The sequence below is a fragment of the Pseudomonas batumici genome (assembly GCF_036585405.1).
GTDB lineage: Bacteria > Pseudomonadota > Gammaproteobacteria > Pseudomonadales > Pseudomonadaceae > Aquipseudomonas > Aquipseudomonas batumici.
On record NZ_CP144470.1, the window covers coordinates 2,361,520 to 2,383,784 of the forward strand.

The following is a 22,265-nucleotide window of genomic DNA, read 5'->3' on the forward strand; positions in this document are numbered from 1 at the left end:
GCTAAAAGATGCCCAGCGCGAAAAACAGCTCAGAAGTGTGCTGGATTAATGAGCACAACAATAGTCACTCCTTATAACTAATACAGCCCGGCCAGTGCACAACGACTGCTCGCCGGACCGGGCCCCCGAGATAATCATTCATGAAGAAGTTGTGTTTGCTGGGCCTCGCTATTGGCCTGGCCAGTCTCCCGGTAGTGGCTGACACAAAGCCCGCCCCCCTTGAAAACAAGGACGCCTTCATCGCCCGACTGATGAAGCAGATGACCCTCGAGGAAAAGATCGGCCAGTTGCGCCTGATCAGCATCGGCCCGGAAATGCCCCGGGAACTGATCCGCAAGGAAATCGCCGCCGGCAACATCGGCGGCACCTTCAACTCCATCTCCCGCCCGGAAAACCGTCCGATGCAGGACGCGGCCATGCGCAGCCGGCTGAAGATCCCGATGTTCTTCGCCTATGACGTGATCCACGGCCACCGGACCATTTTCCCCATCAGCCTGGGCCTGGCCTCCAGCTGGGACATGGACGCCATCGGCCGCTCCGGACGCATCGCCGCCCAGGAAGCCAGCGCCGACAGCCTGGACATCACCTTCGCGCCCATGGTCGATATTTCCCGTGACCCGCGCTGGGGCCGGACCTCCGAAGGCTTCGGCGAGGACACCTACCTGGTCTCGCGCATCGCCAAGGTGATGGTCCACGCCTACCAGGGCAAGAGCCCGAGCGAGCCGGACAGCATCATGGCCAGCGTCAAGCACTTTGCCCTCTACGGCGCGGTGGAAGGCGGTCGCGACTACAACGTGGTCGACATGAGCCCGGTGAAGATGTACCAGACCTACCTGCCGCCCTATCGCGCGGCCATCGACGCCGGCGCCGGCGGGGTGATGGTTGCCCTGAACTCGGTCAACGGCGTCCCCGCCACCTCCAACACCTGGCTGATGCAGGACCTGCTGCGCAAGGACTGGGGCTTCAAGGGCCTGGCGGTGAGCGACCACGGGGCTATTTTCGAACTGCTCAAGCATGGCGTCGCCAAGGACGGTCGCGAGGCGGCCAAGCTGGCGATCAAGGCCGGCATCGACATGAGCATGAACGACTCGCTCTATGGCAAGGAACTGCCGGGGCTGATCAAGTCCGGCGAAGTGCCGCAGCGCGAGCTGGACAACGCCGTGCGTGAAGTGCTCGGCGCCAAGTACGACATGGGCCTGTTCAAGGACCCGTACCTGCGTATCGGCAAGGCCGAGGACGATCCGGCCGACACCAACGCCGAAAGCCGCCTGCACCGTAGCGATGCCCGGGATATCGCGCGCCGCAGCCTGGTCCTGCTGAAGAACCAGGGGCAGACCCTGCCGCTGCAGAAATCGGCGAAGATCGCCCTGGTCGGCCCGCTGGCCAAGGCGCCGATCGACATGATGGGCAGCTGGGCCGCCGCCGGCCTGCCGGCACAATCGGTCACGCTGTATGACGGCATGAGCCGCGCCCTGGGTGACAAGGGCCAACTGGTCTATGCCCGCGGCTCGAACATCACCGCCGACAAGAAGGTCGTGGACTACCTGAACTTCCTCAACTTCGACGCCCCGGAAGTGGTGGATGATCCGCGCCCGGCGCAGCAGATGATCGACGAAGCGGTCAAGGCCGCACAGCAGGCGGATGTGGTGATCGCCGCGGTGGGCGAGTCGCGGGGCATGTCCCACGAGTCGTCGAGCCGTACCGACCTGAACATCCCGGCCAGCCAGCGTGAACTGATCAAGGCCCTCAAGGCCACCGGCAAGCCGCTGGTGCTGGTGCTGATGAACGGCCGTCCGCTGACCATCGGCCAGGAGCAAGACCAGGCCGATGCCGTGCTGGAAACCTGGTTCAGCGGCACCGAAGGCGGCAACGCCATCGCCGACGTGCTGTTCGGCGACTACAACCCGTCGGGCAAGCTGCCGATCACCTTCCCGCGCTCGGTTGGCCAGGTGCCGATGTACTACAACCACCTGACCATCGGCCGTCCGTACACCCCGGGCAAGCCGGGCAACTACACCTCGCAGTACTTCGACGAGGAAAACACCCCGCTGTACCCCTTCGGCTACGGCCTGAGCTACACCGATTTCAGCCTGAGCGACATGGCACTGTCGTCGACCACGCTGAAAAAGAACGGCAAGCTCGATGCCAGCATCACGCTCAAGAACACCGGCAAGCGTGATGGCGAGACCGTGGTGCAGTTGTATATCCAGGATGTCGCCGGTTCCATGATCCGTCCGGTCAAGGAACTGAAGAACTTCCAGAAGGTGATGCTCAAGGCAGGCGAGCAGAAGGTCATTCACTTCGACATCGACGAGAACGACCTGAAGTTCTACAACACCCAGTTGAAGTACGCCGCGGAACCGGGTGAATTCAACGTGCAGATCGGCCTGGATTCGGTGGACGTGAAGCAACAGAGTTTCAACCTGCTGTAACCCCCACCACCGGCCGCTCCTTGTGGGAGCGGAGCTTGCCCGCGAAATGGACCTTGAGGTCGCCAAAAGCTTCGCGGGCAAGCACCGCTCCCACAAGTCAGCGTCAGCCTGATTCGACATGTTATCTTTCACGACCGTCCCCAACCTGTCGTTACCCGCATGTCGCCGATTCCCCGTTTCCTGCGTCTGGCGCTCTACACCCTGCTGATTCTCGCCGGCACCGTCCTGGCCGCCGGCTGGGCCATGCAGCGCGCCGAACAACAGGCCCTGGTGGACGACGCCGCGCGCGGCAAGGCGCAGCTGACACTCTACGCCAACGCCCTGCACACCCTGATCGAACGCTACCGCGCGCTGCCCGCCGTGCTCGCCCTCGACCCGCAACTACGCGCGGCCCTGACCGGTCCCATCGACGCGACACAACAGGACGCCCTGAACCGCAAACTGGAACGGATCAACGGCGCGGCACGCTCTTCCACCTTGCAACTGCTGGACCGCAACGGCCTGTCGGTGGCCGCCAGCAACTGGCGCCTGCCCAGCAGCTATGTCGGCCACGACTATGGGTTTCGCCCCTACTTCAACCAGACCCGCGCCGAGGGCAGCGGGCGCTTCTATGCCGTGGGCGTGACCAGCGGCATTCCCGGCTATTTTCTCGCCAGCGCGGTGACCGGCGACAACGGCGAATTCCTCGGGGCGATGGTGGTGAAGCTGGAGTTTCCGGAGCTGGAACACGAATGGAGCAAAGGCAATGACACCTTGCTGGTCAGCGATGCCCGCGACATCGTGTTCATCGCCAACCAGCCCGGCTGGCGCTATCGCCTGCTGCGACCGCTGCACGACACCGACCGCAGCGAAATCGGCAGTACTCGGCAATATGACAAGCAGTCCTTGAGCCCCCTCGAATACCGGTCCTTGCAGGTGTTCGGCGACAACAGCTACCTGACCCGGGTCGACGCTCCGGACGGTCGCGCCGACTACCTCTGGGAGTCGCTGCCGCTGCCCCCGGAAGACTGGACCCTGCACCTGCTGCGCAAACCGCAGATGGCCGCCGAGGAGCGGCGCAATGCCGGTCTCGCCGCTGCCGGCCTGTGGCTGGCGCTGGTGTTCCTGCTGCTGTTCCTCAGCCAACGTTGGCGCCTGGCACGCCTGCGCCAACGCAGTCGCGAAGAGTTGGAGCGCCTGGTGGAGGAACGCACCCGCGACCTGCGCACCGCCCAGGACGGCCTGGTGCAATCGGCCAAGCTGGCGGCGCTGGGGCAGATGTCCGCGGCCCTCGCCCATGAGATCAACCAGCCGCTGACCGCCCAGCGCATGCAATTGGCCACCTTGCGCCTGCTGCTCGACCACGGCCGGATCGAGGCGGCCCACCAGGCCCTCGATCCCCTGGACCAGATGCTGACCCGCATGGCGGCCCTCACCGGCCACCTGAAGACCTACGCACGCCAAAGTCCCAGCGGCCTGCGCGAACCCCTCGACCTGGCCGGTGTGGTGGATCAGGCGTTGCAGCTGCTGGAGCCGCGCCTGCGTGAAGACGCGGTCAGCAGCGTGCTGCACCTGACCCGTCCGGCCTGGGTCCGTGGCGATGCCATTCGCCTGGAGCAGGTGCTGATCAACCTGTTGCGCAACGCCCTGGATGCCATGCACGACAAACCGTTCAAACGCCTGGAGATCCGCATCGAGGCCCGCCCGCCGCTGTGGTTGTTGACCGTCGGCGACAGCGGCGGCGGTATCGCCGAGGAACACCTGGCGAAGGTCTTCGACCCGTTCTTCACCACCAAGCCGGTGGGCGAAGGGCTGGGCCTGGGCCTGGCGGTTTCCTATGCCATCGTCCATGAACTGGACGGCCGCCTGAGCGTCGACAATCGCCAGGGCGGCGCCCACTTCAGCCTGACCCTGCCGATTGCCCCGGAGATGAATACTCGATGAACGCCGTGATCGTGGTCGATGACGAAGCCAGCATCCGCACGGCCGTCGAGCAATGGTTGAGCCTGTCGGGATTCCAGGTGCAAACCTTCAGCCGCGCCGAGGAGTGCCTGGCGCAACTGCCACGGGATTTCCCCGGGGTGATCCTCAGTGACGTGCGCATGCCCGGCATGGGCGGCCTGGAATTGCTGGCGCGCTTGCGGGAACACGATTGCGACTTGCCGGTGATCCTGCTGACCGGTCACGGCGATGTGCCCATGGCGGTGGAGGCCATGCGCGATGGGGCCTACGACTTCCTGGAAAAACCCTTCAGCCCGCAGACCCTGCTCGCCAGCCTCGCCCGGGCCATGGAGAAACGCCGCCTGGTGCTGGAAAACCGCCAGTTGCACGAACAGGCGGACCATCGCTCGCGACTCGAGCGCAGCCTGCTGGGAGTGTCCCGTAGCCTGCAGACCCTGCGTCGGCAGGTGCTGGAGCTGGCGGCGTTGCCGGTCAATGTGCTGATCCGCGGCGAAACCGGCAGCGGCAAGGAGTTGGTCGCGCGCTGCCTGCATGATTTCGGGCCGAGGGCCGACAAGCCGTTTGTCGCCCTCAACTGCGCGGCGATTCCCGAGGCGTTGTTCGAGGCCGAGTTGTTCGGTCATGAAAGCGGGGCCTTCACCGGCGCCCAGGGCAAGCGCATCGGCAAGCTGGAGTACGCCGATGGCGGCACGCTGTTTCTCGACGAAATCGAAAGCATGCCGCTGGCCCAGCAGGTGAAACTGCTGCGGGTGTTGCAGGAACAGAAGCTGGAGCGGCTGGGTTCGAACCAGAGCATCGCGGTGGACCTGCGCATCGTCGCGGCGACCAAGCCCGACTTGCTCGACGAGGCGCGGGCCGGACGTTTTCGCGAGGACCTGGCCTATCGGCTGACGGTGGCGCAATTGCGCCTGCCACCGCTGCGCGAACGACGCGAAGATATCCCCTTGCTGTTCGAGCACTTCGCCTACGGCGCGGCGCAGCGACTGGGGCGGACCTCGACGCCGTTGGGCGGCGCGCAACTGAGCCGTCTGTTGAGCCATGACTGGCCGGGCAATGTGCGGGAGCTGGCCAACGTCGCCGAACGCTCGGTACTCGGCCTGGGTGAGCCGGAGCCCGAAGGCATCGATCCGGGCCAATCCCTGGCGGCGCAGCAGGAGGCGTTTGAAGCGCAGTGCCTGCGTTCGGCCCTGACCCGGCACAAGGGCGATGTGAAAGCGGTACTCGAAGAGCTGCAACTGCCGCGCCGTACCTTCAATGAAAAGATGCAGCGCCATGGGCTGGTGCGCGAGATGTTTCTCAAGGATGAGTGACATCGGCAATTTTCCGCTTACCGATCGATCACCCATGAGCGGATTTCCGCTCACCAAATCCCGCCAACCCGTCTAAACCGGGCCTTCGCCCCTTGGCACAGCTCCTGCTATAGCCCTGTCAGGCTGCGCTTGCGCGCGCTCCACAAAAACAATGACTTGAAGGTTCCCTGATGGATAACTCCACTACCCTGCCCCTGGGGTCGGCGGCCGCGCCGGCCAAAGAAAGAACCACCTCCAGCCGTCTGAAATCGATCTTCAGCGGCTCGGTCGGCAACATGGTCGAATGGTACGACTGGTACGTCTACGCCGCGTTCTCGCTGTACTTCGCCAAGGTCTTCTTCCCCAAGGGCGACACCACCGCCCAACTCCTCAACACCGCCGCGATCTTCGCCGTGGGTTTCCTGATGCGTCCGATCGGCGGCTGGCTGATGGGCCTCTACGCCGACCGCAAGGGGCGCAAGGCCGCCCTGATGGCCTCGGTCCTGCTGATGTGCGCGGGTTCCCTGATCATCGCCCTCACCCCGGGCTATGAAACCATCGGCGTCGGCGCGCCGATCCTGCTGGTGGTCGCCCGCCTGATGCAGGGCCTGTCGGTCGGCGGCGAATACGGCACCTCGGCCACCTACCTCAGCGAGATGGCGACCAAGGAACGCCGCGGCTTCTTCTCCAGCTTCCAGTACGTGACCCTGATCTCCGGCCAGCTCATCGCCCTGGCGGTGCTGATCGTGCTGCAACAGACCCTCAGCACCGAACAGCTGCAGGACTGGGGCTGGCGGATTCCGTTCGGCATCGGTGCCCTGTGTGCCGTGGTGGCGCTCTACCTGCGTCGCGGCATGGAAGAAACCGAGTCCTTCACCCAGAAGAAGGAAAAGCCGAAAGAGAGCCTGATGCGCACCTTGATGCGTCATCCCAAGGAACTGATGACCGTGGTCGGCCTGACCATGGGCGGTACCCTGGCGTTCTACACCTACACCACCTACATGCAGAAATACCTGGTGAACACGGTCGGCATGAGCATCGCCGACTCCACCACCATTTCGGCGGCGACGCTGTTCCTGTTCATGTGCCTGCAACCGCTGGTCGGGGCGCTGTCGGACAAGCTCGGCCGGCGGCCGATCCTGATTGCCTTCGGCATCCTCGGGACGCTGTTCACCGTGCCGATCCTGAGCACCCTGCACACCATCCAGACCTGGTGGGGCGCGTTCTTCCTGATCATGGCGGCGCTGATCATCGTCAGCGGCTACACCTCGATCAACGCGGTGGTGAAGGCCGAGCTGTTCCCGACTGAAATCCGCGCACTGGGCGTGGGCCTGCCGTATGCCCTGACCGTATCGATCTTCGGCGGCACCGCGGAATACATTGCGCTGTGGTTCAAGAGCATCGGCATGGAAACCGGTTACTACTGGTACGTGACGGCCTGCATCGCCTGTTCGCTGCTGGTGTACGTGACCATGAAGGACACCCGCAAGCATTCGCGGATCGAGACCGACTGAGTAACAACGCTGCTGTGCCCTTGTGGGAGCCGGCTTGCCGGCGATGAGGCCCTTGAGCCTTGCGGCGTCCATGTGGACGCCATCGCCGCGGTGCGGCGTCCCGACAAGCCGGCTCCTACAGGGTGCGGCGGTGTTTGGAAGATCGCATTCCTCCCTTCATCCACGCCTCTACAGGGCGATCCCGACGCATTTCTGCGCAATCGCAAAAGAATTATCTGCATTAATGGTCAGTTAATTTCCGCGCGACATCCTGATCCTACGTTAAATCGACCTGGCCCTCGCCCCTGGCATCACCTTGAATGCCGACCGTTCCTGGCGCCATATATATCGATCTATACGATTGTTTTAAGCTTTTTTTTGCGCTTTTTAATCAAATTTACAAGCGTAAAATCACTTCCACACCCACTGAACAAAACGAACACCTTTCAGGAGCAACCACCATGAAAACCAAACTGATCTTCGCCCTGGCCCTTTCGGTACTGGCTGCAAACACCTTCGCTGCCGATGGCTATGACAAAACCCCTGGTAGCGCCTACACCGTGGCTGCAGATGGTTACGACAAGACTCCAGGCGCTAATGCTGTTGCTGCTGATGGCTACGACAAAACCCCAGGTGCCAACGCTGTAGCGGCTGACGGCTACGACAAAACCCCAGGAGCCAACGCTGTAGCGGCTGACGGCTACGACAAAACCCCAGGTGCCAACGCTGTAGCGGCTGATGGCTACGACAAGACTCCAGGTGCCAACGCTGTAGCGGCTGACGGTTACGACAAAACCCCAGGTGCCAACGCTGTTGCCGCTGACGGCTACGACAAAACCCCTGGCGCTGCTGCCATCAGCTAACTCACTCGCACGGCTTTGCAGCCCGGCTTCGGCCGGGCTTAATGTTTTTTGGGAGTCCTGAAAGTTCCGCGAAACCTGTGGGAGCCGGCTTGCTGCGGGCTCCTACAAGGGGCAGTGCTCGCCCCAGACCTATCGCATTTCCTCGCCCCGCGTCGCACACTATCGCCTTCCCTTGTTCATCCAGTCCCTGGAAACCTTCGAACCATGTCCGACGCTATCCACTACTACGAACCCGCCAACGGCCACGGCCTGCCCCACGATCCGTTCAACGCCATCGTCGGACCGCGCCCCATCGGCTGGATTTCCTCACAGGATGCCCAAGGCCGCCTGAACCTGGCGCCCTACAGCTTTTTCAACGCGTTCAACTACATCCCGCCGATCGTCGGATTCGCCAGCGTCGGCCGCAAGGACAGCCTGAACAACATCGAACAAACCGGCGAATTCGCCTGGAACCTCGCCACCCGCCCCCTGGCCGAAGCCATGAACCAGAGTTCTGCGGCCGCGCCCGCCGAGATCAATGAATTCGAACTGGCCGGCCTCACGCCCGCCGCTTCACGGATCATCCAGGTGCCGCGAGTAGAGGAAAGCCCGGTGTCCTTCGAATGCAAGGTCACCCAGATCATTCAACTGCAACGGGCGGATCAGGAATTGGTGCCTACCTGGCTGGTGCTCGGCGAAGTGGTGGCCGTGCATATCGCCAAGTGGCTGCTCAAGGATGGGATCTACGACACCGCCGCCGCCGAACCGATTCTGCGCGGCGGTGGCCCGGCGGACTACTTCCAGTTGGGCCCGGAAGCCCTGTTCAAGATGTTCCGCCCCAGATAAATCGGCCCTTAGACAACCGACCAGGACAACTCGCCCTCTTCGTCGACATCGAGCAGTCGCGCAAGCTCATGCGCGGCAGCCTCGTCGGCCTCGAAGGCGGTCTTGAACTTCTGTTCATCGAGTATCTTGTGAAAGCGCGGTGCGCCGGAACCACCCAGGGCTTTCACGGCAATCGCCGCGCTATAACCGCCCTCACCGGGAACCACTGCCGAAACGGCTTCGAAGTGTGCGAACTCTTTGCGTGCCATGCCTGTTATCCCGGCCAATTGATCGGCCGGCATTCTAACCCTTCAGCTGGCCAACCGCTGCAGGGCACCGGCACTGGACAGATGAAAATCGCACTGGGCCCGGACGGCGCTGACATCGCTGAAGGTATGGAAGTCGAAGCTGTCGACCACCAACTCCTGAACCAGCTCGGCAAAGACCTGCATGGCCGGGGTATTGAAGTAGGCCGTCATGGCCGGTTGGTTGACCCAGAATCCCGACACCAGCCACAGGTCGGCATCGGCCAGGGAATGTTGCAGGGAAAACTGCAAGCAACCGGGTGCCTGGCGGGAAGGTTCGATCAGGCTGCTCAGCCGTGCGCCCAGTTCGGCGGAACGCCCAGGGCGTGCACGAACGAAGACCATATGACTGACGGGGATAGGCTTGGACATGCGCGGCGCTCCCGAAGAGAAGGTTGTACTCGCTCAATCAGTCCTGGGACTGACTGCGACAGGAACAGAGATTAGAAGGTTTGCCGAGGGGTCGTTAGTCGATTCCTGTCGGCTTATTGCACAATCCTGCCGCGACGCCGATGCCCCTGAGCGCCGCTAGCGCCAACAGGCCACTCCCCGGCCGGGTGGGTTTTAAGCAATTTCGTGGCGCCGGGCCGCCTGTAATATGACCGTCATATGAAAAGACTGCAGAATCAGGCAAGAATCGCGCAGTATTGGCCTGGCACCGCGGATTGCCCAAACTTAAGCTTGCCTCCATTCGCCATCACTTCCAGGGCCCACCATGTCCTTGCTCGATCAACCCCAAATCCCCCTGCCGGTCGAAATGGAAAAGTTGCGCGCGGAACTGGCCGGGATCATCTGCCGCAACACCGGGGAAGACGGCAGCTATGCCACCGCGGTGGGGGCCCTGCACCTGTCCCGTCATAGCCGCCCCCATGAATTCTCCCCGGCGCTGGCCCAGCCGGCCCTGTGCGTCATGGCCCAGGGCCGCAAGGAAGTGCGCCTGGGGGATGAAAGCTTTCTCTATGATCCGCTGAACTACATGGTGGTCTCGGTTTCCATGCCGGTCTGCGGACGGATTGCCAGTGCCTCGCCGGAACATCCCATCCTGGCCTTGCGCCTGGACATCGATCCGGCCGAAATCAGTGCCTTGATTGCCGAGGCCGGCCCCATGGGCGTGCCCAGCCGGCCGACCGGGCGCGGCTTGTATGTGGAGCGTCTGGACACGCAGATGTTCGATGCCCTGCTGCGCCTGACCCGCCTGCTCGACAGCCCGAAAGACATCAACATGCTCGCACCGCTGATCCGTCGGGAGATTTTCTATCGACTGCTGCGCAGCCCGCAGGGCTACCGGCTGTATGAGATTGCCGTCGCCAACAGCCAGAGCCATCGGGTCTGCCAGGCGATCAAATGGTTGAACGGCAATTTCGAGCAACCGCTGCGCATCGACAACCTGGCGCGTGAAGCCAACCTGAGCGTGTCCACCCTGCACCACCGGTTCAAGTCGATGACCTCCATGAGCCCGTTGCAGTACCAGAAGCAACTGCGCCTGCAGGAAGCGCGGCGCCTGATGCTGATCGAAGGCCTGGACGCCTCGGCGGCGGGCTACCGCGTGGGCTATGAAAGCCCCTCGCAGTTCAGCCGCGAATACAGCCGGCTGTTCGGTGCGCCGCCGCTGCGGGACCTGGCGCGGTTGCGCTTGAGTGTCTGAAAGCTTGCGCCTATAGAAGACGGCACGCCTGTGCCGGAATGGTCACCGACACCGCATGCCCCACGCCCAGGCCGATCCCCTGGCACGGCGTGCTCAACGCCGTGAACGACACCCCGGAACACTCGACGATGGTTTCAATGGTCGAGCCGATATCGCGCACGAAGGTCACCGTGCCGAGCAGACGATTACCCGCCGTCGCCTCGGGCGCGGAGAGTTGCAGGTCCTCCGGGCGCACCAGCATCCGCACCTGCTTGCCGGCCGCGACATTGGCGCAACTCGGTACCTCGATACTCTCGCCTCCCGGTAGCCCGACCCTTCCACCGCCCAGCACAGTGCCCGGGAAGATATTCCCCGAACCGATGAAGTCGGCCACGAACTCGTTGGCCGGGTGCCGATAGATCTCGATGGGCGTGCCCACCTGCTGCACCCGATGTTCGCCCAGCACCACCACTATATCGGCCATGGTCATGGCTTCGCGCTGGTCGTGGGTGACCATGATGGTGGTGATGTTCAGGCGCTGTTGCAGTTGGCGGATTTCCACCTGCATCGATTCGCGCAACTTGGCGTCCAGCGCCGACAGCGGTTCGTCCAGCAGCAGGATCTTCGGCCGCGCGGCAATCGCCCGGGCAATTGCCACGCGCTGGCGCTGTCCCCCGGACAGCTTGGACACCGGCCGGTCGATCATCGCGCTCAGTTGAATCAGTTGCAGCAGCTCGACCACCCGCGCCTGCTGCTCGACCTTGCCGACCCCGCGCAGTTTCAGCGGATAGGCGATGTTCTCGCCCACGGTCATATGGGGAAACAGCGCCAGGGACTGGAACACCATGCCGAAGTTGCGCAGGTGCGCCGGGGTCTGGCCGATGTCCTCGCCGTCCAGGCGGATCTCGCCGCCGGTCAGGGTTTCCAGGCCGGCGATCATCCGCAGCAAGGTGGTCTTGCCGCACCCCGAAGGGCCGAGGAAACACACCAGCTTGCCCTCGGGTAGGTGCAGATTGACGTCCTTCACCGCACAGGCCGTGCCGTAGTGCTTGTCGACGTTTTCCAGAATCAGTCCAGTCATGTTGCTCACCTCAAGAAATCAGAAGGAAACGCCGCCTTCGCCCACCAGCTTCTCCAACGCCCAGATCAGGACGAAGTCGATCAGCACGATCAGCACGGCAAAGGAGAAAACTGTGGGGTCCAGGGACGAGACGGTGCGGCTGTACATCCAGATCGGCACGGTCATCACGTCGATGGTGTAGAGGAAGTAGGTCACGGTGAACTCGTTGAACGAGACGATGAACGCCAGCAGCATCCCGGCGAGAATCCCCGACTTCATCAACGGCACCACCACATCGAGAATCGCCCGTTGCGGCGAGGCACCGAGCATCTGCGCGGCCTCCTCGACTTCGCTGCCGATGGAGAGCATGGCCGCCGTGCAGTTCTTCACCACGAAGGGCAAGGCCAGGATCACGTGGGCGATCACCAGGCGCGAGAAGCTCATCTGCAATGGCAGGCTGTCGAACACCAGCAACAATGCCAGCCCCAGCACCACCATCGGAAACACCAGGGGTAGCGACATCAGTTGCAGGGCCAGTGCCTTGCCGCGGAACTCGCAGCGCACCAGGGCATAGGCGGCGGGCACCGCCACCAGGGTCGCCAGCACCATGGTCAGGCATGCCACCAGCAGGCTGGTGGTCATCGCCTTGCCCAGGCTCAGCACATCGCTGGCATCGGGCGAAACGAAGGTGTGCCAGGCCGCGCGATACCATTGCAGGCTGTAGCTGCTGGGCGGGAAGTCGAGGTTCGAGGCGCCGCTGAAGGACATGACGATCATGGTCAGGATCGGCAGGACCGCCAGCAGCAGGATGACACCCGAGAGAATACCGGCGAAGCGCCCGGTTTCCCCGGGCAGGATCGACAGGCGTTTGTTCGACGACAGGCTCATTGGCAGGCCTCCAGCATCCGGCGCCGACGGCCGGTGACGTATTCGGACAGGGTCATGATCGCCAGGGTGGTCAGGATCAACACGACACCGGCCGCCGACGCCGCCGGCCAGTTCATCAACGGGGCGATCTGGTCGTGGACCATCACCGCCAGCATCGGCACCCGTCGCCCGCCCAGCAGCAGGGGCACGACGAAGCTGCTGGCGTTGTAGGCGAACACCAGCGTCGCGCCGGTGATGATGCCCGGCAGGCTCATGGGCAACACCACTTGGCGAAACACCTGGAAGCGGCTGGCGCCCAGGGTCGCGGCAGCCTCCTCGTAGGTACGGGCGACCCCGCGCATGGCGCTGGCGATCGGCAAGACCGCCAGGGGGAAGGCGGTCTGTACCAGCCCCATCAGCACCCCGTCCTGGTTGTACAGCAGCATGATCGGGCGCTTGATCAGGCCCAGGCCCATCAAGGCCTGGTTGAGCATGCCGCCGGGACCGAGAATGACCAGCCAGCCGTAGCTTTGCAGCAACAGGTTGACCAGCAGCGGCAGGAGCACCGCCGCGAGGAAAACCCGGCGCAGGAACGGCGAGGTCAGACGCGACATGGTGTAGGCCACCGGGATCGCCAGCAGCACCGCGATCACGGCACTGAACAGCGCCAGGCGCAGGGTCAGCAGCAGCGACTTGAGGTAGTAGGGCTCAAGCAGTTGTGCGTAGCTGGCCAGGCTGAAACCGCTCCACTCGGCGCCCTTGGTACCGACGCTCATGCGCAGTACCAGCAGGCTGGCGATGATCAGCACGGCGAGAAACAGCATCGACGGCGAGAGGAAAAGCCAGGCGCGGGCGGTGGGCGAAATCCCGGTATCGGGGCGTGGCAAAGCCACGCCGACCGAGCGGGTCAGAGGTTGGTGTTCCATGGAAAGGGCCTCGACAGAGCAATCATCAACACGCCAGACGCCTGGCGGACAAGCCTGATCGTCAGGAAGAAAAGATTTCCGTATACCGACGAATCCACTGGTCATGCACCGTCGCCAGGAAGGCGTTGTCGTGCATGATGGCCTTCTCGGCGATCTGTTCCGGCGTCAGGATGTACGGGCTCTTGCGCGCCTCGGCGGAGATGATCGCCTTGGCGTTGACCGGGCCGTTGAAGATGTCTTCGGCCATCTTGCCCTGCACCAGCGGGTCGAGCGAATGGTCGATAAAGGCGTAGGCCAGGTCGGTGTCGCCAGGACGATTCTTCGGCATCACCGAGAGCATCAGGTCGGTGTAGAAACCTTCCTTCATGCCAAACGTGGCGCCCAGGCCATAGGCCGGATCACGGATCTGTTTCGGAAAGAACGCCGGGGCATACAGGCCGCCGAGGTCCAGCGAGCCGGTACGGAACAGCTCGGCGATCTGGTTGGGGTTTTCCCCGAGGGTGACCACACGGTCCTTGAGCTCAGCGAGCTTCTTGAAGCCCGGCTCGATGTTGTGCTCGTCGCCGCCGGCCAGCTTGGCCGCGATGATGATCAGGTCCATGGCCTCGGTCCAGTTGGGCGGCGGCAGGAACAGGTTGCTGGCGAAGTCCTTGTCCCACAGCGCCGCATAGCTGTTCGGCGCCTCTTTCACGGTGCGGGTGCTGTAGATCAGGCTGTTGCACCAGAGCAGGTAGCCGATGCCATGGCCGTTGGCACCGGTGCGGTATTTCTCCGGCACGTCCACCAGGTTGGGAATGCGGTTCAGGTCGGGTTTTTCCAGCAGTCCGGCGGCGGCCAGGCCTTCGGCGCCGACACCGGCCAGGGTGATGATGTCGTACTGCGGACGATCACCGCCGGCCTTGAGCTTGGCGACCATTTCCGAGGTGCTGCCGGTACGGTCGGCGATGACCTTGGCGCCGGTCTTGGCCTCGAAGGTCGCGGCGATATTGCGCAGGGCGGCAAGGCCGGTGTCATCGGACCAGGTCAGCAGCTTCAGGGTCTTGCCCTGGAAGCGGGTGTCGCTGGCATTGGCTCGGATAAACGGCATGCTCATGGCCGCCGCGGCCACCGAAGCCACGCCCACGGTCTTGATGAATTGCCTTCTGTTGAGGTCGTACTGGCCCATTTCGGACTCCTTTTATTCTTGTTGTGCATGAGGTCGGTCGCAACGCTTGCAGCCGGTCTTCGATCTCGCTGGAACCCCCGAGGACCGTGGGTCGTAGCTGAGTCGGCGGGTTCATCCTGAGGTCGCCCGGAACCGGCAACAATCGAAAGTTTGTCATTGAAGCCATGCACCCGACGCATGCCTCATTTCGAGGCATGCGCTGCCCCTTTCTACAGGGCGCGGATCACGTGCTTGATCTCCTGGAACGCCTGCAAACCCCAGGGCCCCAGCTCTCGGCCCAGGCTGCTCTGCTTGTAGCCGCCCCAGGCGGTTTGCGGGAAGATCACCTGCGGCGCATTGATCCACACCAGCCCGGCCTGCAAGGCATTGGCGATGCGCTGCGCCGTCTCGTCACTGCCGCTGACCACGCTGGCCACCAGGCCGAACTCGCTGTCGTTGGCCAACGCCAGCGCCTCGGCCTCACTGGCAAAACTGCGCACACAGAGCACCGGACCGAAAATCTCCTCGCGCCACAATGCACTGTCCAGGGGCACTTCAGTGAAGATCGTCGGCCGCAAAAAATAGCCGCGCGCCAGCTCCGGCGGACGCCCGCCGCCACACACCAGCCGAGCCCCGACACTCAGGCCGCGGTCGATATGGCCCAACACGCGCTGGTACTGCGCCTGGTTGACCAGCGCGCCCATTTCCACTTCAGGGTCGAACGGGTCCGCCACGCGAATGGCTTCGGCCCGGGCAGTGAGGCGCAGCAGAAACTCATCGGCGATCTCCTCCGCCACCAGCACCCGGCTGGTGGCGGAGCACATCTGACCGGCATTGAAGAAACCGCCGCCGCTGGCGACCTCCACCGCGAGATCGAGGTCGGCATCGGCCATCACCAGCAGCGCGGACTTGCCCCCCAGTTCCAGGCTCACCCCCTTCACGGTTTCCGCCGCCCGCTGCATCACCTGGACCCCCACCGCATTGCTGCCGGTGAAGGAGATTTTTGCCACCCGGGGATCGGCCGCCAACGGCGCCCCCACGGCCAGGCCGGTGCCGCAGACCAGGTTGAAAACCCCGGCCGGCAAGCCGCTGTCGGCGATGATCGCGGCCAGTTCCAGCTCCGGCAGCGGCGTGACTTCCGACGGCTTGAGCACCACGCAGCAACCGGCGGCCAAGGCCGGGGCCAGCTTCCAGGCGGTGGTGACCATCGGGAAGTTCCACGGCACGATCAGCCCCACCACCCCGCACGGCTCGCGGCGCACACGGGCGGCGAAGGCGTCGCTGGGCAACTCGACCGCCTTGTCCTGCTGCCCGTCGAGGGTCTCGGCCAGGCCCGCGTAATACTCGAAGGTGGCAATCACATCATCGACGTCGATAGCCGCCTCGAACAGCGGCTTGCCGTTGTTGGTCGACTGCAGGCGGGCCAGGGTTTCGCGACGCTCGCGCACACCATCGGCAATCCTGCGCAACACGGCGCCACGTTGGGCCCCGGTACTGGTTGACCAACCGGCGAAAGCCCGGCTCGCCGCGCTCACCGCTTGCGCTACCGCCTGCTCATCGCCAGCGGAAACACTGCCGAGCAAAGCCTCGGTGGCCGGATTGATCACCCGCAGCTGTTCGCTGCCGGAACGCCATTGGCCGTCGATGTAGAGACCGTCCTGATTCATCTGGGCTTTCATCACCAGGCCGCCCCTTGCATCCACAGCTGCTGGTCGATTTCGATCAGGGTCGGTCCCTGGCGCTCCGCCGCTGCCGCCAGGGCTCCGCGCAGGGTCTCGACGCCGGCAACGGCTTCGGCCACGCAGCCCAGGGCCCGGGCCACGCCGATGAAGTCCGGGGTGTGGATATCCACGCCGACCGGGGTGATGGCGCGATTGACCATGTATTTCTTGATCTCTTCGTAGCCCTGGTTATTCCACAGCAGCACGATGATCGGGGTCCGCGCTTCCACCGCGCTGGCCAGTTCCGACAAGGTGAACTGCAAGCCGCCGTCGCCGATCAGGCACACCACCGGGGCACGCCGGCTGCGTTCGCTGGCGCCACCCAGCCAGGCACCGATGGCGGCCGGCAAGGCATAACCGAGGGTGCCGTAGCCGGTGGACGAGTTGAACCAGCGCCGTGGGTGCTCCGGGTTCAGGGTCAGGTTGCCGGTGTAGACCGGCTGGGTCGAATCACCCACCAGCACCGCCTCGGGCAGCACCTCGAGAACGGTCGTGAGGAACTGCGTCTGGGCGCGGGTCGGCGCATCCCAGAGACCGTCCAGCTCGGCGCGCAGGGCGGCGGCACGTTGCGCCCCCCAATCGCCTTGGCGCTGCACCAGTGTCCGGCCTTCCACGGCCGCGAGCAGCGCCTCGGCCGCCGTCCGCGAATCGGACACCAGCGCGACCTTGGGCGGATAGTTGCGCACGGTCTGGTCCGGGTCGATATCGACGCGCAGCAGGGTGCCGGGAATCTCGAAGCCCCCGGCAAAGGTGATGTCGTAGTCGGTTTCCGCCAGCTCCGTGCCGATGGCCAGGACCACATCGGCCTCCTCCACCAGGGCGCGGGTGGCGACCATGGACTGGGTCGAACCGATCAGCAACGGATGGCGCGACGGCAACATGCCCTTGGCATTGATGGTCAAGGCCACTGGCGCCTCCAGCCGTTCCGCCAACCGGGTCAGTACGGACGCCGCATCGATGGCACCGCCACCGGCGAGGATCAGCGGACGCCGGGCATTGGCCAGCAGCTCGGCCATTTGCGCGACCGCCGCCGGGGCCGCACCGGCACGGCTGATCTGCACCGGCTGGCTATCGAGCAAGGCATCGGCATTTTCCACCAGCACATCGAGCGGAATCTCGATATGCACCGGACGCGGACGCCCGGCCTGGAACAGGGCGAAGGCCCGGGCCAGCACCGCCGGCAGTTCCGCCGCCGACATCAGCGTGTGGGAGAACGCCGCGACGCCTGCGACCAGCGTGCCCTGGTTCGGCAACTCGTGCAGCTTGCCGCGCCCGCCGCCCAGTTGGCTGCGCGACTGGACGCTGGAGATCACCAGCATCGGAATCGAGTCGGCATAGGCCTGGCCCATCGCCGTGGTGATGTTGGTCATGCCGGGGCCGGTGATGATGAAACACACCCCGGGCTTGCCGCTGGTGCGCGCATAGCCGTCGGCCATGAAGCCGGCGCCCTGTTCGTGGCGCGGAGTGATGTGTTCGATGCTCGACGACGCCAGCCCGCGATAGAGCTCCACGGTATGCACGCCAGGGATGCCGAACACCTGCTCGACCCCGTAGCCTTCCAGTAACTTGACCAATACTTCGCCGCACGTCGCCATTTGTTCCGCCCTTCTTGTTCGTATAAGCCGTGCTGCCGATGAGCACAGCGATGAGGTTATTGGAGCGTTTGGCCGATGGCGGGCACAAGGCAAAAATAGTCATACTAGGCATGTCCTGTCGTCATGCCTGAGCTGTCCCGCCATGAAACGTCTTCCACCGCTGCCCGCCCTGCATACCTTTCTGGTCACGGCCCAGTGCTGCAACTTCACCCGCGCGGCCGAGCTGCTGCACATCACCCAGGGGGCGGTGAGCCGACAGATCGCCGGGCTGGAGAGCCACCTGGGTTATGCGCTGTTCCAGCGCCAGGCACGTGGCCTGAGCCTGACCGCCCAGGGCCGCGAGCTGTTTCCGCGGATCCAGCAGGTGTTCAACCTGATCGACGAGGCGGTGGATCAGGTCGGCGCCCGGCGCGAGGCCCTGCAACTCAAGGCGCCGACCTGCATGATGCGCTGGCTGCTGCCACGCCTGTTGCAATGGCAGAAGGAACGCCCGGACGTGCCGGTGGAGCTGACCACCACGGTGCAGCATGCGGTGGACTTCCGCCGGGAGGAGTTCGATGCCGCCGTGGTCTATGGCGCGGCGCCGGGGCCGGCGGTGGCGTCTCACCATCTGTTCGACGAACAGCTGACGCCGGTGTGCTCACCGCAACTGCTGGCGGGCCCGGTACCGCTGAACAGCTTCGCCGACCTTGAGCAACACATGCTCCTGCACCCCACCCGCGACCAGCGGGACTGGGAAGCCTGGCTCAAGGTGGCCGGCGCGCGGGTCAGCAATATCGGCAAGGGGCAGCATTTCGACACATTGGACCTGGCGATGACCGTGGCGTCCCAGGGCACCGGGGTGGCGATTGGCGATTGGGCGTTGATCGGCGAAGACCTGAGCGCCGGGCGGCTGGTCATGCCGTTCGATTTGCGGGTACGCACCGGGCAGGCGTATTACCTGGTCTACCCGGAACGGGCCGGGACGGCGCCGCAGTTGCGGGAATTGATGGAGTGGTTGGTGGCGCAGGCGACGGAGCGGGTTTGATCGTCAGAACACAACAAGACCTGTAGGAGCCAGCTTGCTGGCGATGCAGACGCTGCGGTGTCTTAGACAGACCGCGTTATCGTTCATCGCCAGCAAGCTGGCTCCTACAGGGGCACGCGATACCAAAAGGTGTCGCTAAGGCCTCAATACCCGACTGCAAACCGCTGACGCGAATGCGCGGGCTTCTCAACTTCATCCAGCAAGGCGATGGCATAGTCGGCGAAGGTGATCCAGCTGCGACCTTCGGCACTCACCAGCAGGTCATCCTTGCCCAGGCGGAAGTGCCCGGTACGCTCACCTTCGACAAACTCCGCCGAAGGCGAAAGGAAACTCCAGTCGAGGTCCTTTTCCTCACGCAAGACCGCGAGGAACTCTGCGCCGGCGCCGGCCTCGGCCTTGTACTCCGCAGGAAAGCCCGGGCTGTCGATCACCCGGCCGCCACCTGGCAACAACAGCGAGCCGGCACCACCGACCACCAGCAGGCGTTTGACACCGGCCTTCTTCACCGGACCGATCACCGCCGCCGCCGGCAGGGTGGAGAAGTGCGCGGCGCTGATCACCACATCGTGACCGGCAACCGCCGCTTCCAGCGCCGCCGCATCCAACGCATCGACCGCCTTGCTCACGACACCGGCACGGGCACCGATCTTCGCCGGGTTACGGGCGATGGCGGTCACGCTGTGGCCGCGACGCAGGGCTTCTTCCAGCAACTGGCTACCGGCACGACCGGTGGCACCAATGATTGCAATCTTGCTCATGACACTCTCCAGTTCCAATCGAATGACGCTAGGCGTCGAGGGGGCCTTCCCGCTGCGGGAGCCGGAAGGCCGATCTACAGAAATTTTCAATCAGCGATCGAGCGAACTCACCACTTCATCTCGCCCTTGGCGACCTTGGCGCTGAGCTCCAGGGACGCCGCTTCGCCCAGGTTCGGGTAACGCTTGTTCATCGCCGCGATCAGTTCGGCAGAGTCCTTGGCCTTGGCGGTTTCTTCGTCGAAGGCCTTGATGTAGTCCGCGGTAAACTGCACCGCCGCGAGGGAACGCGAGCTGTCGCCGAGGAAATGACCCGGCACCAGGGTCTCGGGTTTCAGCGCCTGGATGCGTTGCAGCGTTGCCAGCCAGGCCTGATGGGACTGCGGGGTCTGGGTATCGGCCATCCACACATGGATGTTTTCCGCCACCACGACACCACCCACCACCGCCTTGATCGACGGAATCCAGACGAAGGTGCGATCCGGCTGCTCGCTGTTCAAGCCGACAATCTTCAACTCACGCCCTTCCAGCGTCAGGTGATCGCCCTTGAGCACCTGCGGCACCACCGTGTGCGCCGGAACGTCGGCGCCCATTTTCGGCCCCCAGAACGCCAGCTTGCCGTCGACGGTGGCCTTGATGTGCGCCACGGTCGGTGCGGACGCCAGCACCTTGGCCTTGGGGAAGGCAGTGGTCAGGGTGTCCAGGCCGAAGTAGTAGTCCGGGTCGCCATGGCTGATGTAGATGGTGGTCAGTTGCTTGCCGCTGGCGCGGATTTTTTCCACCAGTTGCTCGGCCTGGGATTTGCCGAACTGGGCATCCACCAGGATCGCCTCCTTCTCGCCGCTGACCAGCACCGAACTCACCGGGAAAATCGCCGAGGTGCCGGGATTGTAGACATCCAGGCTCAGGGCCGGCTGAGCCGCCGCCGCGTGGGCGACGAAGCCCAGGGTGGCACCGGCGAGCAAGAGGCGACGAAACAAAGAGAATCCGATCATGTACCGCTCCGAGATCTGTTGGCCTTGATGGCAGTGAACAGAGCTTAGTTGCCCGATCCGATACAAAAAATGCGATGCTTGGACATAGTTTGTTTCTGAAAGTGGGCAAATCATGGATCGTCTTACGGCAATGCGGGTCTTCGTCACGGTGGTCGACCTGGGCAGCCAGTCGGCGGCGGCCGACCATCTGGACCTGTCGCGACCCGTGGTGTCGCGTTACCTCGCGGAACTGGAGGACTGGGTCGGCGCCCGACTGATGCACCGTACCACCCGCAAGCTGAGCCTGACCGCCGCCGGCAACGAAACCCTGCCGCGCTGCCGCCAGATGCTGGAGCTGTCGGCGGACCTGCAGGCCGCCGTCAGCGCACCGGACGAGGCGCCACGCGGACTGCTGCGGATCAGCGTCAGTACCTCCTTCGGCCTGTCGCAACTGGCCAATGCCATGGCCGAATACGTCAAGCGCTACCCGGGCGTCAGCGTCGACCTGCAGATGATCGACCGCACGGTGAACCTGGTGGACGAGCGCATCGACCTGGCGATCCGCACCAGCAACGACCTGGACCCGAACCTGATCGCCCGGCGGCTGACCGTCTGTCGTTCGGTGATCTGCGCTTCCCCGGCCTACCTGCGCGAACATCCGGCGCCGCAGAAGGTGGAAGAACTGAGCCGGCACAATTGCCTGACCCACTCCTACTTCGGCAAGAGCCTTTGGCATTTCGAGCAGGATGGCGAACAGGTTTCAGTGCCGGTGCAGGGCAATATCAGCGCCAACGAGGCCGGCACCCTGATGCAGGCGGTGATCGCCGGGGCCGGCATCTCGATGCTGCCCACCTACCAGGCCGGGGTCTATATCAAGCGTGGCGAACTGGTGCGCCTGCTGCCCGGGGCGGAACCGATGCCGATGAACATGTATGCGGTCTACGCTTCGCGCAAGCACATGCCGACCACGCTGCGCAGCATGCTGGATTTCCTGGTGGAGCGCTTTCCCGAGGTCCCCCTATGGGATGAGGGCTTGTGAGGACTGGCCGGTCGATCGGCTGAGAAACCCCTCAACGATACGACTGGCGTCACTGGCAACTCGCGACAACTGGCCTAGGCTTGAATCAGTACCTTCCAGCGAACCGAGTTCGGCAGAGTCAGAGGTCAAGCGCATGAACATTCTAAAAACAAGAAACTGTGCCTTCGTGCTGGCTATCACCGCAGTGGCAGCGCTCTACACCGTCGCGGCCTGGCGAGTGGAGCAGATACGGCAAACGCCACGGGTGGTCTCCACTTGCCAGATGGAACACTGCGTACCGCACACGGCCAGCCTGAATGCGTTGAGATGACGCGGTAAGCCTTACTTATGAGGCTATCGAATAGCAGGCTATCGAGTACACTGACAAGCATCCCCGCGCACTGGCCTGGTGGGCGGGTCAACCACT

Annotated in this window: 20 protein-coding genes; 10 read left to right on the forward strand and 10 right to left on the reverse strand. The window is 63.9% G+C overall.

All coding sequences use genetic code 11. The annotated features are described in order from the left end of the window. The first annotated feature begins 140 nt into the window (after window positions 1–140). From bglX to NUH87_RS10625, 6 genes are all read left to right on the forward strand, one after another. A complete protein-coding gene (gene bglX / locus NUH87_RS10600) occupies window positions 141–2,432 on the forward strand; it encodes a beta-glucosidase BglX (RefSeq protein ID WP_040064970.1) in 2,292 nt (763 codons plus the stop codon). Between the two features lie 159 nt (window positions 2,433–2,591). Further along, a complete protein-coding gene (locus NUH87_RS10605) occupies window positions 2,592–4,355 on the forward strand; it encodes a sensor histidine kinase (RefSeq protein WP_338525901.1) in 1,764 nt (587 codons plus the stop codon). Then, window positions 4,352–5,683 (forward strand): sigma-54 dependent transcriptional regulator, encoded by a 1,332-nt coding sequence (locus tag NUH87_RS10610; RefSeq protein WP_338525902.1) that lies wholly within the window; start codon window positions 4,352–4,354, stop codon window positions 5,681–5,683. Before NUH87_RS10605 ends, NUH87_RS10610 begins: the two co-directional genes overlap by 4 nt. A gap of 170 nt (window positions 5,684–5,853) precedes the next feature. Continuing rightward, complete coding sequence (locus NUH87_RS10615; protein WP_338525903.1) at window positions 5,854–7,176, forward strand: MFS transporter; 1,323 nt, start codon at window positions 5,854–5,856, stop codon at window positions 7,174–7,176. Between the two features lie 299 nt (window positions 7,177–7,475). Next, the gene (locus NUH87_RS10620; RefSeq protein ID WP_338525904.1) at window positions 7,476–8,018 is read left to right on the forward strand and encodes a hypothetical protein; all 543 of its coding nucleotides are present in this window, start codon (window positions 7,476–7,478) and stop codon (window positions 8,016–8,018) included. Window positions 8,019–8,222: 204 nt separating this feature from the next. After that, complete coding sequence (locus NUH87_RS10625; RefSeq protein WP_338525905.1) at window positions 8,223–8,843, forward strand: flavin reductase family protein; 621 nt, start codon at window positions 8,223–8,225, stop codon at window positions 8,841–8,843. Between the two features lie 8 nt (window positions 8,844–8,851). On the opposite strand, the gene NUH87_RS10630 is transcribed toward NUH87_RS10625, so the two are convergent. Continuing rightward, window positions 8,852–9,091, reverse strand: a complete 240-nt coding sequence (locus tag NUH87_RS10630; protein WP_209437136.1) for a hypothetical protein — start codon at window positions 9,089–9,091, stop codon at window positions 8,852–8,854. 42 nt (window positions 9,092–9,133) lie between these two features. Then, complete coding sequence (locus NUH87_RS10635; protein ID WP_338525906.1) at window positions 9,134–9,499, reverse strand: antibiotic biosynthesis monooxygenase family protein; 366 nt, start codon at window positions 9,497–9,499, stop codon at window positions 9,134–9,136. Window positions 9,500–9,842: 343 nt separating this feature from the next. On the opposite strand from NUH87_RS10635, the gene NUH87_RS10640 reads away from it, so the two are divergent. Then, window positions 9,843–10,772 (forward strand): AraC family transcriptional regulator, encoded by a 930-nt coding sequence (locus NUH87_RS10640; protein ID WP_338525907.1) that lies wholly within the window; start codon window positions 9,843–9,845, stop codon window positions 10,770–10,772. Between the two features lie 10 nt (window positions 10,773–10,782). On the opposite strand, the gene NUH87_RS10645 is transcribed toward NUH87_RS10640, so the two are convergent. From NUH87_RS10645 to NUH87_RS10670, 6 genes are all read right to left on the reverse strand, one after another. After that, window positions 10,783–11,832, reverse strand: coding sequence for an ABC transporter ATP-binding protein (locus NUH87_RS10645; protein ID WP_338525908.1), 1,050 nt, complete (start codon window positions 11,830–11,832; stop codon window positions 10,783–10,785). 18 nt (window positions 11,833–11,850) lie between these two features. Beyond that, window positions 11,851–12,699 (reverse strand): ABC transporter permease, encoded by an 849-nt coding sequence (locus NUH87_RS10650; protein ID WP_040064954.1) that lies wholly within the window; start codon window positions 12,697–12,699, stop codon window positions 11,851–11,853. Further along, window positions 12,696–13,604, reverse strand: a complete 909-nt coding sequence (locus NUH87_RS10655) for an ABC transporter permease (RefSeq protein ID WP_338525909.1) — start codon at window positions 13,602–13,604, stop codon at window positions 12,696–12,698. Before NUH87_RS10655 ends, NUH87_RS10650 begins: the two co-directional genes overlap by 4 nt. A 61-nt stretch (window positions 13,605–13,665) precedes the next feature. Continuing rightward, on the reverse strand, window positions 13,666–14,769 hold the full coding sequence (locus tag NUH87_RS10660; protein ID WP_338525911.1) for an extracellular solute-binding protein: 1,104 nt from the start codon (window positions 14,767–14,769) through the stop codon (window positions 13,666–13,668). 209 nt (window positions 14,770–14,978) lie between these two features. Further along, complete coding sequence (locus NUH87_RS10665; RefSeq protein WP_338525912.1) at window positions 14,979–16,427, reverse strand: aldehyde dehydrogenase family protein; 1,449 nt, start codon at window positions 16,425–16,427, stop codon at window positions 14,979–14,981. Beyond that, complete coding sequence (locus NUH87_RS10670) at window positions 16,427–18,064, reverse strand: 5-guanidino-2-oxopentanoate decarboxylase (RefSeq protein ID WP_338525913.1); 1,638 nt, start codon at window positions 18,062–18,064, stop codon at window positions 16,427–16,429. Before NUH87_RS10670 ends, NUH87_RS10665 begins: the two co-directional genes overlap by 1 nt. Window positions 18,065–18,206: 142 nt before the next feature. Between NUH87_RS10670 and NUH87_RS10675 the strand changes: the two genes are divergently transcribed. Next, window positions 18,207–19,091, forward strand: coding sequence for a LysR substrate-binding domain-containing protein (locus NUH87_RS10675; RefSeq protein WP_338525914.1), 885 nt, complete (start codon window positions 18,207–18,209; stop codon window positions 19,089–19,091). 143 nt (window positions 19,092–19,234) lie between these two features. Here NUH87_RS10675 and NUH87_RS10680 read toward each other — a convergent pair whose 3' ends face one another. After that, the gene (locus NUH87_RS10680) at window positions 19,235–19,849 is read right to left on the reverse strand and encodes an NAD(P)-dependent oxidoreductase (RefSeq protein ID WP_338525915.1); all 615 of its coding nucleotides are present in this window, start codon (window positions 19,847–19,849) and stop codon (window positions 19,235–19,237) included. Between the two features lie 107 nt (window positions 19,850–19,956). Next, entirely contained in the window at window positions 19,957–20,841 is an 885-nt protein-coding gene (locus NUH87_RS10685; protein ID WP_338525916.1) for an MBL fold metallo-hydrolase, read from the reverse strand. 112 nt (window positions 20,842–20,953) lie between these two features. Between NUH87_RS10685 and NUH87_RS10690 the strand changes: the two genes are divergently transcribed. Then, on the forward strand, window positions 20,954–21,859 hold the full coding sequence (locus NUH87_RS10690) for a LysR family transcriptional regulator (protein WP_338525917.1): 906 nt from the start codon (window positions 20,954–20,956) through the stop codon (window positions 21,857–21,859). A 133-nt stretch (window positions 21,860–21,992) separates the two neighbouring features. Next, window positions 21,993–22,169, forward strand: a complete 177-nt coding sequence (locus tag NUH87_RS10695) for a hypothetical protein (RefSeq protein WP_167337427.1) — start codon at window positions 21,993–21,995, stop codon at window positions 22,167–22,169. Window positions 22,170–22,265: the final 96 nt, after the last annotated feature.

Bases quoted from the DNA above. Each gene is read 5' to 3' on its own strand.
- NUH87_RS10645 (WP_338525908.1), bottom strand. From the start codon at position 11,832: ATGACTGGACTGATTCTGGAAAACGTCGACAAGCACTACGGCACGGCC.
- NUH87_RS10625 (WP_338525905.1), top strand. From the start codon at position 8,223: ATGTCCGACGCTATCCACTACTACGAACCCGCCAACGGCCACGGCCTG.
- NUH87_RS10635 (WP_338525906.1), bottom strand. From the start codon at position 9,499: ATGTCCAAGCCTATCCCCGTCAGTCATATGGTCTTCGTTCGTGCACGC.
- NUH87_RS10675 (WP_338525914.1), top strand. From the start codon at position 18,207: ATGAAACGTCTTCCACCGCTGCCCGCCCTGCATACCTTTCTGGTCACG.
- NUH87_RS10620 (WP_338525904.1), top strand. From the start codon at position 7,476: ATGCCGACCGTTCCTGGCGCCATATATATCGATCTATACGATTGTTTT.
- bglX (WP_040064970.1), top strand. From the start codon at position 141: ATGAAGAAGTTGTGTTTGCTGGGCCTCGCTATTGGCCTGGCCAGTCTC.
- NUH87_RS10670 (WP_338525913.1), bottom strand. From the start codon at position 18,064: ATGGCGACGTGCGGCGAAGTATTGGTCAAGTTACTGGAAGGCTACGGG.
- NUH87_RS10605 (WP_338525901.1), top strand. From the start codon at position 2,592: ATGTCGCCGATTCCCCGTTTCCTGCGTCTGGCGCTCTACACCCTGCTG.
- NUH87_RS10665 (WP_338525912.1), bottom strand. From the start codon at position 16,427: ATGAAAGCCCAGATGAATCAGGACGGTCTCTACATCGACGGCCAATGG.
- NUH87_RS10655 (WP_338525909.1), bottom strand. From the start codon at position 13,604: ATGGAACACCAACCTCTGACCCGCTCGGTCGGCGTGGCTTTGCCACGC.
- NUH87_RS10695 (WP_167337427.1), top strand. From the start codon at position 21,993: ATGAACATTCTAAAAACAAGAAACTGTGCCTTCGTGCTGGCTATCACC.
- NUH87_RS10610 (WP_338525902.1), top strand. From the start codon at position 4,352: ATGAACGCCGTGATCGTGGTCGATGACGAAGCCAGCATCCGCACGGCC.
- NUH87_RS10630 (WP_209437136.1), bottom strand. From the start codon at position 9,091: ATGGCACGCAAAGAGTTCGCACACTTCGAAGCCGTTTCGGCAGTGGTT.
- NUH87_RS10640 (WP_338525907.1), top strand. From the start codon at position 9,843: ATGTCCTTGCTCGATCAACCCCAAATCCCCCTGCCGGTCGAAATGGAA.
- NUH87_RS10680 (WP_338525915.1), bottom strand. From the start codon at position 19,849: ATGAGCAAGATTGCAATCATTGGTGCCACCGGTCGTGCCGGTAGCCAG.
- NUH87_RS10650 (WP_040064954.1), bottom strand. From the start codon at position 12,699: ATGAGCCTGTCGTCGAACAAACGCCTGTCGATCCTGCCCGGGGAAACC.
- NUH87_RS10685 (WP_338525916.1), bottom strand. From the start codon at position 20,841: ATGATCGGATTCTCTTTGTTTCGTCGCCTCTTGCTCGCCGGTGCCACC.
- NUH87_RS10615 (WP_338525903.1), top strand. From the start codon at position 5,854: ATGGATAACTCCACTACCCTGCCCCTGGGGTCGGCGGCCGCGCCGGCC.
- NUH87_RS10660 (WP_338525911.1), bottom strand. From the start codon at position 14,769: ATGGGCCAGTACGACCTCAACAGAAGGCAATTCATCAAGACCGTGGGC.
- NUH87_RS10690 (WP_338525917.1), top strand. From the start codon at position 20,954: ATGGATCGTCTTACGGCAATGCGGGTCTTCGTCACGGTGGTCGACCTG.